General features: G+C 45.0%; 10 protein-coding genes and 1 tRNA gene. 1 reads left to right on the plus strand and 10 read right to left on the minus strand.

The features are described 5' to 3' along the window. Positions 1-146: 146 nt before the first annotated feature. From M2137_RS01850 to M2137_RS01895, 10 genes are all read right to left on the minus strand, one after another. Positions 147-371 carry a hypothetical protein gene (locus M2137_RS01850; protein ID WP_280764765.1) on the minus strand — a complete coding sequence of 75 codons (225 nt, stop codon included), beginning with the start codon at positions 369-371 and terminating at the stop codon, positions 147-149. Positions 372-760: 389 nt separating this feature from the next. Continuing rightward, positions 761-833 (minus strand) — tRNA-Phe (locus M2137_RS01855). Between the two features lie 89 nt (positions 834-922). Further along, positions 923-1,951: a thiamine-phosphate kinase gene (gene thiL, locus M2137_RS01860; protein ID WP_280764766.1), complete on the minus strand. Its 1,029-nt coding sequence runs from the start codon at positions 1,949-1,951 to the stop codon at positions 923-925. A gap of 7 nt (positions 1,952-1,958) precedes the next feature. Next, the gene (gene lpxK, locus M2137_RS01865) at positions 1,959-3,065 is read right to left on the minus strand and encodes a tetraacyldisaccharide 4'-kinase (RefSeq protein WP_280764767.1); all 1,107 of its coding nucleotides are present in this window, start codon (positions 3,063-3,065) and stop codon (positions 1,959-1,961) included. A gap of 6 nt (positions 3,066-3,071) precedes the next feature. Continuing rightward, a complete protein-coding gene (gene sppA / locus M2137_RS01870) occupies positions 3,072-4,841 on the minus strand; it encodes a signal peptide peptidase SppA (protein ID WP_280764768.1) in 1,770 nt (589 codons plus the stop codon). 93 nt (positions 4,842-4,934) lie between these two features. Continuing rightward, entirely contained in the window at positions 4,935-5,918 is a 984-nt protein-coding gene (locus M2137_RS01875; RefSeq protein WP_280764769.1) for a DUF4922 domain-containing protein, read from the minus strand. Continuing rightward, positions 5,915-7,366 (minus strand): glycosyltransferase family A protein, encoded by a 1,452-nt coding sequence (locus M2137_RS01880; RefSeq protein WP_280764770.1) that lies wholly within the window; start codon positions 7,364-7,366, stop codon positions 5,915-5,917. Before M2137_RS01880 ends, M2137_RS01875 begins: the two co-directional genes overlap by 4 nt. Positions 7,367-7,379: 13 nt before the next feature. Further along, positions 7,380-9,161 carry a dolichyl-phosphate-mannose--protein mannosyltransferase gene (locus M2137_RS01885; protein WP_280764771.1) on the minus strand — a complete coding sequence of 594 codons (1,782 nt, stop codon included), beginning with the start codon at positions 9,159-9,161 and terminating at the stop codon, positions 7,380-7,382. 77 nt (positions 9,162-9,238) lie between these two features. Continuing rightward, entirely contained in the window at positions 9,239-10,279 is a 1,041-nt protein-coding gene (locus tag M2137_RS01890) for a virulence RhuM family protein (protein ID WP_280764772.1), read from the minus strand. A 100-nt stretch (positions 10,280-10,379) separates the two neighbouring features. Next, positions 10,380-11,546: a 6-bladed beta-propeller gene (locus tag M2137_RS01895; protein ID WP_280764773.1), complete on the minus strand. Its 1,167-nt coding sequence runs from the start codon at positions 11,544-11,546 to the stop codon at positions 10,380-10,382. Positions 11,547-11,939: 393 nt separating this feature from the next. Between M2137_RS01895 and M2137_RS01900 the strand changes: the two genes are divergently transcribed. Beyond that, a complete protein-coding gene (locus tag M2137_RS01900) occupies positions 11,940-13,844 on the plus strand; it encodes an amidophosphoribosyltransferase (RefSeq protein WP_280764774.1) in 1,905 nt (634 codons plus the stop codon). Positions 13,845-13,914 lie beyond the last annotated feature (70 nt).

The following is a 13,914-nucleotide window of genomic DNA, read 5'->3' on the forward strand; positions in this document are numbered from 1 at the left end:
CTCTGATTTGTGGTACGGGATAAAGCATCAATCATCGAAACACATACGTCCAAATTATCGTATGCTTCTTCGTTTATTCCCATATTAGGATTGATCGGTTTGAAAAAATTTAGGATGTTCATATACCTCTTGTTTAATTGTTAAATTCAAAAAGAAGTTTTATGGTTAATATTCACTCTCCAATCTCCTTTTTGATAAAATCCTCCAAGACTTTCTTGTCTGGCAATTGAACTAAGCATTTGGAAACAAATAGCTTGTTTCAACTCTGACTCGCTATATTCTGACCGTTCTTCCAATCCAAGAAATTCCAAGAAGTACGGATCACGAATAACATCTATGCTTTGAGTCGGTTTTTGATGTTTTACTATCATTAGAAATTTGAATTATGCTGTAAAGGTAATGAATCCCTGTCGATTACGATTGCTTATTCAGACTGTTTCTCAATGCTTTCAATCTGTTCGCCGCCTGCATATTATCAACCTTAATATATCGCATAAATGCTGCAGGGCTTTTGTGCCCGGATATTCGCATATGCTCGTTTAAAGATACTTGAACCATGCTTCATAGAGAGCCTCAAATGAGAAGACAATCAGTGACTTAAGACGCAATTCGTGGATACTTTTTTACGTGGATAAAATTGTCCACGATTTAGCCCGAAGGAACTGCTTAGTTTTGCTAAAAATGGAGGATTTCTTGGAAAAAGAAAATCCCTGAAATGTTTTATTTTCAGGGATTTACCAAATCTAAATTCTTCTAAAAGTGGTGCCACCAGGAATCGAACCGGGGACACAAGGATTTTCAGTCCTTTGCTCTACCAACTGAGCTATGGCACCGTTGTTGCGCGGTTTGTTGCGTTTTCAAGACGGGTGCAAAGATAGGTATTTATTCAGAATATGCAAAATGGGGAGGTGGATATTTCTAATCATTTAAAGGAGTTCCAGCCTTGGGCTTTGAGTTCTACCTCGCCACCGTCACGGCCAATGATGTGATTACCTAATTCGGGTTTGGTGATATAACCAATCACACGAATACCACTTTGCTCAACAATCAGGTCGTGGGCGGTGAGGGGCACCGTGAACAGAAGTTCGTAGTCTTCCCCTCCATTTAAGGCTACTGTGTATATGTTCAAATTCATTTGCTCAGCCATGGCAGCTGTTTGATAATCAATCGGGATTCTCTCTTCGTAAATACGACATCCCACCTGGCTCTCTTTCGAGATATGTAAGAGTTCAGAGGATAATCCGTCTGAAATGTCAATCATGGAGGTCGGAACAATCCCGATCTGAGCAAGCATATCAACAATGTCCTTACGGGCCTCCGGTTTTAGTTGCCGTTCCAGTAGGTATTCTTTGCCAGAAAAGTCCGGCGTGAAATCATGTTGATCTCCAAATACCTTCTTCTCGCGCTCCAACAATTGAAGCCCCATATAGGAAGCACCCAAATCACCGGAAACACATATCAGATCTGTCTCTTTTGCCCCTGTGCGATAAGCAATTCTGTCTTTTTCGCCTTCTCCGATGCAGGTGATGCTGATGGTCAAGCCGGTACGCGACGAGGAGGTGTCACCTCCAACAATATCCACACCGTAAATATCGCAAGCCAGTTTCAGTCCGCTGTAGAACTCATCCAGATCCTCTACGGAGAAACGTTGCGAGATACCTAAAGAAACAGTGATTTGTTTAGGATATCCATTCATGGCGTATATATCGGAAAAGTTGATGATCGCCGATTTATATCCTAAGTGTTTCAAGGGAACATACATCAGGTCGAAATGAATCCCTTCCAATAGGAGATCCGTTGTGACCAACACCTGCTTCTCTTTGTATTCAAGAACGGCGGCGTCGTCGCCAACCCCTGTGATTGTACTATTATTTTTGATTTCTAAACGATCAGTAAGATGGCGAATCAAACCAAATTCGCCTAATGATGCAATTTCTGTTCTGGTACTCATACTTCATTTAATCAGGTAGACCGTTTTTGAGAACGGTTTCAATATGTTTTAATAGGATTTGGTCGAAAAGAGTTTCTCTTCTCCCGGTAAAGAGGACGGATATTGGCAACGAATAGAGCGATTGTTTCCATTCTTCCGGCAGATACATATTATGACGCATCCGGGCAGCATCCTTTTCTGTCACGATAATCAGCTTCTCTTTTGAAGACATATTTTCAAACAACGTATTCAATTTCTTGAAATCGCTCTTTGTGAAATCATGATGATCCGGGAAGTGCTGTGCAATAACACGTTGAGAGTATTTCTGTATTTCCTGTTCGAACAGTGTCGGGTTGGCAATACCGGAAATAGCCAACACCTCATCATCCCGGCGGATATCTCTTAGCATGCGAGGTTTAGCCTTTTCAAAAACAGGTTGCAGGTCATTATATACCATACGGGTGAAAAAGACCTTCTGATGAGCCAATAATTGGGTGTGATCTTCTATGATCCTGTAATCGATCGGCTTCATGTCTTTCGGGCATTTGGTTACAACGACCACATCCGTCCTTCTGGTTGCCCGAATCTTTTCCCGCAAAAGTCCTGCCGGCAATAGCTTGTCGTGGTAATACAGCCTGTTGTAGTCTGTCAGGATAATAGAAAAAGAAGGTTTGATATACCGATGCTGAAAACCATCATCCAGTAAAACTACCTGGGGACGTCTGTTTTCTTCCAACGCCAATAGTTTGCGTACCCCTTCGCGTCTGTCTGCATCTACGGCCAGAAGCAGATCCGGAAATTTCTGCATGATCTGGTAGGGTTCGTCACCAATCTCCTCGCTGGTACTCGACGAATCCGCCAATAAGAACCCGGAGGTTTTCCGTTTATACCCGCGGCTCAATACTGCCACGCGATAGTTTTTTTGTTGTAACAAACGAATGATATACTCAATATGAGGTGTTTTGCCTGTGCCGCCGACTGCCAGATTGCCCACACAAATAACAGGAATCGGAAACTGTTCGGATCGGAGTATTCCCCAATCGAACAGTTGATTCCTAAACCCTACTCCTAATCCATAGAAAAAGGAGAGAGGTGTTAATGCGTAATTAATCTTTATGTCATTGTCTGTCGGCATCAATCATTAGAGAGGTTGCATATCATACGGAAGTCGCGCTTGTATTCCATCGGTTGAACGGATGATCCGGAGCGTATTCAAATAGTCCATATCTTCTCCCCATGCGCTTTTCAGGATGGAGAATTTGATATCTTCCAGTTGTTTTTCCAATAGGGTGCTGAAGAAATCTTTCGATCCGTCTACTTTTACTATCTGATAGTCGGGTATTTCAGCCAGTTCTGCTGCTATTTCAATCGCTTTATCGATACCTCCCAACTCGTCTACCAGGCGATGTTCCAATGCCTGTTCGCCGGTCCATACACGTCCCTGGCCAATGGCGTCGATCTCTTCTTTTGTCATACCGCGACCTTCTGCGCAACGGCTGATAAACAGATCGTAGCCTCTTTCAATGTATCCTTGCAGGATATGTTGTTCGTCTTCATTGAATGTGCGTGAGAAATCACCGAAGTCGGCAAATTTGTTTGTTTTTACTACCTCTGTTGTTACGCCCACTTTCTTTAATGTTCCTACCGGTTTGCGGAATAATCCGAAGATTCCGATAGAGCCGGTCAGTGTGGTCGGTTCAGCTACAATTTTGTCTGCGGCGCAGGAGATATAATAACCTCCCGATGCAGCCATGCTTCCCATAGAAACAACAACCGGTTTTTCTTTCTTCAGTTCAACCACCTGGTGCCAGATCTGTTCGGAGATGAAAGCGCTACCACCCGGAGAGTTTACGCGGAATACTACCGCTTTGATATCGTCGTCGTTTTTCAGTTTAGCTAATTCGTCACCGATTTTCTGGGTAATCAATGATTCAGTATTGAAAGGAGAAGAGCTGCTTTCCATGATCTGTCCTTCTGCATATAGGATCGCAATCTTTTCACCCTTTTTCTTTTTGGCTTCTTTTATGTTTTTAATCTTGTCAACGCCTACTGTCTTCAACTTCTTTCCGGTTTGTCCGGCCAGCTCTTTCACCAGCTCTTCAGCCTGACTTTTATACATCAACTCATCGATCAGGCTACATTCTACTGCCTTCGACGGATCGGCGAACACCAAACCCTGGTTAGCAAAATGGTTGATATCAGCTACCGAAACACCACGGCTTTCCGCCATGCCGTTGGAGAGATTTTTCCAGGTAGAGGCGATGTATGATTCGATTTGTTCCCGGTTCGCGTCGCTTAATTTGTCGAGGATATACGGTTCAACGGCTCCTTTGTAGGTTCCTACTTTAAACACTTCATATTCCAAACCGACCTTTTCAGCCAATCCTTTGATAAAGATGTTTTGAGAAGCCAGCCCGATAATATTCACCATCCCTTGGGGGTTCATATACATTTTGTCGGCAACAGAGCATAAAAAGTAATTACCTTGTGTGTAATTATCGCCATAGGCAACAATAAATTTGCCACTTTCTTTAAAGTCGATCAACGAACGACGCAAGGCTTCCAGATTGGCAGACGCTGTCGAGAGAGAGCCGGCTTCCAGGTAAATGCCAACAATGTTTTTGTCTTCTTTTGCTTTGCGGATACTTTCCTGTAAGGTCATCAGGGAATAGGATTTGTTGTCGTCTCCCAAGAGTGAAGTGAAAGGATTTTCAGTCGACTCACTGTCTGTAATGGATCCGTTCAATGAAAGTTTAAAAACGGTCTGCGGTTTAGCAACATACACAGATTCACTACTGCTCATACTGCCAATCACAGCAATCATTGTAAAGATTGAGATGAATATAACAAGAGCTAATGCAACGAACACTCCCAGTGCCGAAGCAAACATCATTTTAAAAAATTGTTTCATACGCTAATACGATGGCTAATTTACTTGTGCCAATTTTTGTTGTTTATTCAAAAGACAAAGATAATTAACATATTTATAAATAGATAAAGCTTTTTAGGGTTTATTTTTGATATTATGCCAATTAGCCATGATTTTATCCCGAAATTCTGCTATTTCTGCATCATTGTAACAAACCTGTCCATAAATATCCCTTAAAACAGCAACGGTGATCTTATCGAAATCTTCCCGGCGGGGGGTGATAAACAAGCCCCCGACATCCGCCGCCCCGGGGCTGGTAAGGATCTGTTCTTCACCCTGGGCAGCGTATTGCCAGGGGCGATGTGCCTTCCGAAGGATCAGAACGATTTGCCACATTTCGTTTCTATAACGGCAAAACAGGTTCATATCCGGCTCTTCGCCTTTGCCTGCCACGTTGCAGAGGAGGTAAAAGAACCGTTTGGCCTGCTCTAACGATTTGGTTCGTATCACAAATCCGTTTCGGACATAATGTGTCAGTAATGAAAGGGAGCCCTCTTCTGTGTCAATCAGTATCCTTTCCCGGGAGGTCTGTATGGTATCGATCTCTCCATCTAAGGGCATCTCATAGCTGGAGACAGCCTGGAAATGGGCATGATCGGGAGCCGAGGCGCCGCTCTTTGGACCGTTGTAGAACAGGGTGTATTTGTCTAAAGCCCGGCTTATACGCAGGAAATCTTCCAAGCGCGAGGTTATCTCCTGCGGCTGATGTGCCACAGAAGGAATGGTGAAATGTTCCGAGAAGATAGGGTAGGGGTTGCAGAGTAAAAGATATTCCTCCCCGAATCGGAAGGAGAGTTTGATTTGTTCTTTCGGCAGGTGATGCAGGCATAGGAAGCAAGGTCTTTTTTCGATGCTTTTTGCATCTGTTTTGGCACCGCTCGACACGATGCGTGCGGGGTTGTATTGTGTGCGAATAGTAAACCCTCCCAGGTCATAGGAACGTGTCTCGACCAATCGCAGCGCATGGTAGTTCGCCGCTGCCAAGGGCCACCGCTTTAGCTGTTCCTGCAACAGCCGGCCGGCTTCTTCCGAAGAGAGGGTAATAACCGCATCTGTCATGACATAATCTCCCGGCGTATATCCAGTTCACAGGTGCGGATCCAGTCTTTGTAGTAGTTGTAGCTGTTCGCCTTTTCTACATCCAACGACGCATCCGAATTGTCTTCCCAGCGGCGGCACAGATAGAGTACGTCGTATATACGCCCTATCTGGTATTCGCGGCTGATGCGCAGGCCGATGGCATAGTCCTCGCCATAGCTGGTATTGGGCAGGTTGAGCGACCGGAGCAGGGGTGTGAAGAAGGCACGTGGAGCACCCAGCCCATTGATGCGAAGCGCGTTGTTACGTCCGTTTTCCGGTGTCCATTCCCGGTGATCGATAACACCCGGCGGGATCGTTTGCATCTGAAAATCGGTCATACGATAGCTACCGATAACCATGGCGCATTGTTGTTCGTAGAACGCATCCACTATTTTCTGCAAGGTGTCGTCGCCGCTATAGACATCATCGCTGTCGAGCTGCACGGCAAAGCGTCCGCAGGCTCCATGGTGTACGCCCAGGTTCCAGCATCCACCAATGCCCAGGTCGGTGCGCACGGGGCGGATATGGATCAGCCGCTCATCATCCGCGTAACGTTCGATAATTTCCGTTGTCCCGTCTGTCGAGTGATTATCGACGATGATCAGGTTGAAGCGGAAAGATGTTTTTTGCCTTAATACCGATTGGATCGCATCTTCGATGGTGCGCACTCGGTTGCGCACGGGGATAATGACCGAAGCCTCCGTCAGGAAGATCTCCTGTTCGAAATCGATACGCTGGAAAGAGGCCGGTAGAAAAGCGCCGATCTGTTTCAGGTGATCCGTGCAAGCAGTCTCCATCTCTATCTGTGCCTCCCGGTTGCGTGGGTCGACGTATGAGAATTGATTTTCCGCAGGCGATTGGGTTGTATCAGTTTTTACGGTATATAGATATTCAGGAATACGTAAGATCTTATGTTGTTGCGACACCTTCAGGCGCAGGTCGTAGAGCCCGGCGTACTGGTAGTTGAGTTCCATGCGTTGCACCGCTTTTTGCAGAGCGTCGGAGCGATAGAATAAAACAGAACCGAACTGAAAATCATCGCGCAAGCTTCCTGCCTGATAAGCGATTGTCGGGCAGTTCTTTCGTGCTCCGTTCTCTTCCGTGTAGTAATCCGAATAGAGCATGCCTGCCGCGGTATCCATGGCAATACCCATAAAACGCTCCAAGGCAAACATACCCATCTCCAACACATGGGGCATTGTATACAGGAGGGTAAACTCTGTTGTCGCGTAACGGGCGATGGTGCGCAGCGTCGTGGTGCTTTTCAGGTCGTTTATATGAAGTACAACAGCCTGTTCAATCTCTTCTGCCCGTGTGTTGTCGGTCAACAGATAGATTCCTTCCACCAGTGGCGACCGGCGAAGATTCTCTACGGTGTCCCGGGCAGAGGCTTTATCCCGATATACGAGGAAACAATTTATTTTCATCCTGTTTTATTTTTTAGGGAGTAGAACCGGCTATCCGTTCAAAGCTATATAAAACAACTTTCCGGCGCACATCTTTGATCACGTTCGGGCTGGTTGTAAGCAGTTGGAACCGGTACTGGCCAGCATACTTTTCCTGCACCTTTTCCATATCCGGCTCAGCCGAGAGGAAGAATCCCGTTTGGGGCTTGTCGTTTTCGAAATTATGGAATAGATTGCCCATGTAGAAGTTCAGTCCGTACAGGTTGCGGTATTCCAACAAGTTGTTCATTACATAGATATTGTCTTTCTGCAATGGGTAGTCATGCATGATCTGGCGGGCAAAGGGCTTAGCCGATCCGCTGGCCTTTTCTCCTTTCATAATCACACCATCTACCAACAGGTTGATGCAGAACATCAGACCGAAGGTGGCATACAGTATCTTGATATTTATTTTGCGGGAAAGCTGATAATAGACAATGCCTAACGAGGCGATCTGGGCCAGCAGGATCAGGATCGTGATGATATTCGGGTGAATAAGTAGTTGCGTAATCGCTTCTGTGGTGGCCAGCGTAGAGGCATTTTGGGTGAATGAGGAGACTATTTCCATCGGATCGATCATCCGGCAGGTGGTCAACAACAATACCAGGGTCACAACCGCTGTCAAGGCCGCCATAAAATGGGCAAACACACGGGTTACTTTGGTTCGATATTCAGCCAAATAAAGCATAAACTGCGCCAGGAAAAGAGCGATAAAAGGATAGGCTGGCATCAGGTAGACGCTGCGTTTGCTGGAAGGGATCGAATAGAAGAACACCACACACACCAAAGCTACCAGGCTAAACAGGCGGATCCTGTCCATCGAACGGATCTTTTTCCAAATATCGAGGCAGATCTGTAAAAGGGATTTCCGGGGAAAACGGATTTTCATGCCGAACAAAGCAAAAAAGGCCAGTATGGTCCAGGGAACAAAGCCGGCAAGCAAGGTGACAAGGTTATACCAGGCACCATTTTCATGCCCCAGTTCATAATTGATATTCGGTGTGTTCAGATGGAAGAAACGCCCGAAGTTCTCCGCCAGTACCACATTCAGGAAGTCATCGCCTCCCTGCCTCCAGGCAGCTACATACCATAACATAGGCAGGAAAAGCGAAGAGATGCCTATATAGACCATCGCTTTAATGACGGTCAGGAAGCGGTATTTGTTTAACATGAGAAGGTAGACAAAGAAGATAAACAAAGGCAAAACGATGCCGACCGGTCCTTTGGTCAGCATGGCGCACCCCAATAGAATGGGAATAGCTACCGGAAGCCCTTTGAGCTGTTGTTTCTCTTCCCATCGGAAAAGCTGTATAAGTCCGATCACCATAAAGGTAGTCAGAAGCATATCGACGCGCGTCGTCATAGCGCCCCGGTGTATCTCTATACAGGTGATTAGGATGGCTATCGTCAGAAATACCTCTTGTGATTTTTCCCTTCGTTTGCCAAAGAAACCTAACAGGAAGCCGATCATGCAGGTAAACGCAATGGCCGATGGCAGGCGCGAAGTAAATTCGGAAACATAACCCTGCGGCAAAGAGCAGAGGGCCATCAGCCAGTGTGCCATCGGAGGCTTATAGGCAAATTCATCGGCGTATGTGGTTGGAAGAATGAAATTCCCTGTCTCCAGCATGGAGATGGCTACAGCCGCTTCGCGTGGCTCCCCTTTGGTGGCGAAGTCGTTCATCGCAATCCAGGGTAAAACCGACAACATACAAATAAGAATGGTCAGTGTAACAGGTCTTTGCAAATAAAGATCCTGAAGAGAAGAAGTACGCATAATCCTATTTTATCTATATTCTTTTGATTAACTTTAGTTTCCCTACACAAAAGAACGGATTTTTACCGATTAAAGTCTTATACATTCGAATTTTCTTGCAAATTGGGCGCATCTCTATCCGTTTGAGATTTTAGTTCTCTAATCGCCCTGTCAAAGTCACTTTCATATTGTAGCATTTCTTTACGACGATATATTTCGAATTCGTGTGTTGCTTTTTCAATAGCCTGTTTGTGAGATACTGTCCCTGTGTTATTAAGCAATGGGCGATTGCCAACCGATAGTACATCATCCAGTTTTACTATCCATTGCTGCATGGTCATAGTATGCTGTTCGATAGCTTGTAATTCGGCAAAGTCAAGATATTGAGAAACTAATAGGTTTAATATTTGTAATTCTTTCTCAGAAAGGTAGTTCTTAGCTATCTTAACATCATCACGGGTTATATAATTCCCTTTAAAATTAGTCATGCCTACCATTGGCTTTTCGGAATCAACCCTGTGATAGATTACCTCTGCGGCTGTATGTTGATGGGCGGCATAATGCATTTTGTTCTGTATTGTAGCAAAGAACTGACGAGTTATATCGCTTCGCGGATCATAATCGATTGCTGTGGCATAAATGTCGGTAACTTGTTGGTATAAGTTGCGTTCGCTTGAACGAATGTCCCTGACTCGTTGTAATAACTCGCGAAAATAGCGGTTCCCATTCCCTTTAAGGCGTTCATCGTCGATGGTAAATCCTTTTTGAATATATTCGTGTAGCCGCTGTGTTGCCCATTGCCGGAATCGGGTTGCTACCTGTGATTTAACCCGATAACCGACGGCGATAATCATATCTAAATTATAATGCTCAATCTGTCTTTTTACAGATCGATTGCCTTCCTGACGAACTAACAAGAAATACTTGTGAGTTGCTCCCTTTGTCAATTCCCCCTCTTCTATAATGCTGTTAATATGCAGGCTTATATTCTGTTGTGTAGTATCAAACAACATGGCAATCTGTTGTTGCGAAAGCCAAACATCTTTGCCGTCAAAGCGCACATTAACGTTTGTAACGCCATTGTCATCCTGATACAGGATGAAATGGCTATTTACCGGTTGTGTGTTGTCGTCGTACATATGATATATTTTGAGTTAAGGGGTTATTTCCTTGCTGTTTTACAAAAGAACGGATTTTTACCGATTAAAACCTTATTTCCACAGAAAAAAGTCATGCGTTCTACCGGGAAGGCTTTACCAACATAACGACCGGATTGGCCTCTTCGTCTAAGTCGGCAGCGATTTCTTTTAATTTGCCTTGCAATTGGTCGTTTTCGTAATCCTCGACAAGCTGATGGGCGGCTAAGACTTGATAGGTTGCGATTTCGCCGCTAATCGCTTGTGACGTCAAATCTACCCATTGTTTTCTCTGGTAATCACCGTTGAGAATGCTATGATCGTACAAGGCATTTTCCTGCTTGTCATACATCAATGTGCCTATGTCAAAACCTTTCCCTGTGGCAAAATTGAATACTTTCGTTACGGTTCTCATGAAATAATAGCGATCGGTAACGACCCCCATGGTCAGTAGTATTTCCGGATCCATCGTCTGAGTGGAAGGGGTTCTTACAATAAGGGGTACTAATTGATTCTCTTTGGATAGATATTGATATATGGTGTCCGAAGATGTTTCTACAAATAGCCAATTATCGTAGTTGGGGATGATGGGAGGAATGGACGTGACAGCAAATCCATCTCCATCCCTTACGCCTGGTGAATTGATTACCTTAAAAGGAATATAGATCTCCTGGGTGATATTTCCGTCTTGTTTTGAGATAATCGAATGGAAGGATTGATCGCCTCGCTCTTCCCCGTCTCTGTAATATCCGGAAATATCATAACAAATCAGATGATCCTTATCGTATGAGAAAATATCTAAATATGTAATGTCTTCAGTTCGTCCAAAACTTCGCTTGAAGTGACCTTGTAGATCGTATACGAAAATCTTATTCGTTGAAGAACAGTTGATAAACAATTCATCATTTTCTTCATCCAATACAACTCCATTAATATAGGAATACTCCTCGCCGCTTTGTCCTTTCCGGTTTATTTTTCGTATGCCTTTCCCGGTTTGTCTGTCGAAAAGAAAAATATCTCCATCATTGACCCAGTTTTTCACGACGATGATTTCTTTGCCGATAGCCATAACCGCGCCTTGGGTCAGAAATTCATCCGTGGTTTCCAATGCGAGATATTCCACCTCCATAAAATCCTGAAGAACCAGTTCCTTTTTCGGGTAATGAGTCGTTACGTCCACCGTGATAAGCTGATCGGCCGACTGAATGTTCTTTTTGCATCCTGCCGTCAATAAAGCGAGGATAAGAATAATAAGACTTGTCTTTTTCATATCTGTTGGAGATAGGGGGGTATCTTGTTTTCGACGACAAGTTGCGAATAAGCCGCTTAAAAAACAAACAAAAGCAAAAAATATATACTATGCCCTCTTAGTCGGAACGTAAACAAATGTTAAATCGTTCGTTTTCGGCAAAACCCTCAATTTACGATTTGTAATTTCGGCTCGACTTTGCGCGCAAAAAGGCGGGACTTCGGAGACAAACTCCCGGGAGAAACACTTTTTAACGTATGGATTTGTAAGTAAAACGGCCGTTTTGCTTACAATCGCTATTTTAACATTTCGGGGTATCGAGGTACATCGATAAGGTATTACGATATAAATAATGCCGTATTTTATGAATTATTCCCTACCTTTGTGTTCGGAAACAAAACAAGACTGTTCAACATGGAAGAATTGAAGCATGAGTGCGGTGTGGCCATGGTCCGTTTACTGAAACCTTTGGAGTATTATCACGAGAAGTATGGTACCTGGATGTATGGACTCAATAAGCTCTACCTGCTCATGGAGAAGCAGCACAACCGCGGACAGGAAGGCGCCGGTTTGGCCTGTGTGAAGCTGGAGGCAAATGCCGGTGAAGAATATATGTTTCGCGAACGTGCTATCGGCACAGGGGCTATCCCGGAAATATTTGCGGCAGTTCATAACCATTACAAAGACTATACGGAAGAACAGTTGAACGATCCTCTTTTTGCCAAGACATATCTTCCTTTTGCCGGAGAGCTTTATATGGGGCATCTCCGTTACAGCACGACCGGCAAGTCGGGCATCTCTTATATCCATCCTTTCCTCAGACGCAACAACTGGCGCGCCAAGAACCTGGCCTTATGCGGCAACTTCAACCTGACCAATGTCGAAAATGTCTTCGAGGAGATCACCTCTATCGGGCAACATCCGCGGCAATATTCGGATACCTATATTATGCTCGAGCAGATGGGGCACCGATTGGATCGCGAAGTGGAACGCTTGTATCAGCAAGGTGAAGCCGAAGGGTTGACCGGTATGGACATTACGCATGCGATTGAAGGGCGGATGGATATGTCGAATGTGTTGAAGCGTTGTGTGCCGGGCTGGGACGGAGGTTTTGTGATCTGCGGATTGACCGGTAGCGGCGAGTCGTTCAGCGTACGCGACCCCTGGGGTATACGCCCGGCCTTCTATTATGTGGATGATGAGATCGTGGTGCTTGCATCGGAACGTCCGGTTATTCAGACGGTGATGAATGTGCAGTCTACGGAGGTGAATGAGCTCAAACGGGGCGAGTCGCTTATTGTCAACAAAGCAGGTGAGGTGCGGATGGCACAGATAGTCGAGCCGCACGCCAATAAGGCCTGCTCTTTTGAACGGATCTATTTCTCCCGGGGCAGCGATGTCGATATCTATAAAGAGAGAAAGCGATTGGGGTATAACCTGGTCGATCCGATTTTGAAGGCGATCGATTACGATATCGACCATACGGTCTTCTCTTTTATCCCCAACACGGCGGAAGTGGCCTATTTTGGTATGCAGGAGGGATTGGACGAGTACCTGAACAAGTTAAAGAAGGAGTGGATCGCCAATCATAGCCCTTTGTTGCAGGAGGAGGAATTGGAACACATTCTTTCTATGCGGGTGCGTACGGAGAAAGTGGCGATTAAAGATATTAAACTGCGCACCTTCATTGCCGAAGGAAACAGCCGGAACGACCTGGCGGCGCATGTCTATGATATAACCTACGGAAGTCTTGAACCTTTTGTCGATAATCTGGTTGTAATAGATGATAGCATTGTGCGGGGAACGACCCTCCGGCAAAGCATTATCAGTATCCTGGATCGGTTGCACCCGAAGAAGATTATCATTGTCTCTTCCTCTCCCCAGGTGCGTTATCCCGATTATTATGGGATCGATATGTCGCGCATGAGCGAGTTTATCGCTTTCAAAGCGGCGATAGCCTTGTTGGAAGAAAGGGGACTGACGCAGGTGATAAAAGATGTATATCATAAAGCGAAGTTGCAGGATCGCCTGCCGACCCATGAAGTGGTGAATTATGTGAAAGAGATCTATGCGCCGTTTTCGGATGAAGAGATCTCGGCCAAGATGGTCGAACTGCTTACTCCGCCGGATGTGAAGGCGAGTATAGAGATTGTTTATCAGACATTGGAAGGGCTTCATACCTCCTGTCCCGATCATCCGGGCGATTGGTATTTCTCAGGCAACTATCCAACTCCCGGCGGTGCGATGCGGGTCAACAGGGCTTTTATCCAATTTATGGAAGATGAGTATTTACATAGGAGTGTTCCTTTACATATTTGATATTTAGAAAGACAAGTTAATCCTTGTCTTTTTTTTGTGCATAATGATATTTAGTAGAGACTTTAACAAA

Source organism: Parabacteroides sp. PFB2-10 (assembly GCF_029893085.1).
Lineage (GTDB): Bacteria > Bacteroidota > Bacteroidia > Bacteroidales > Tannerellaceae > QVMG01.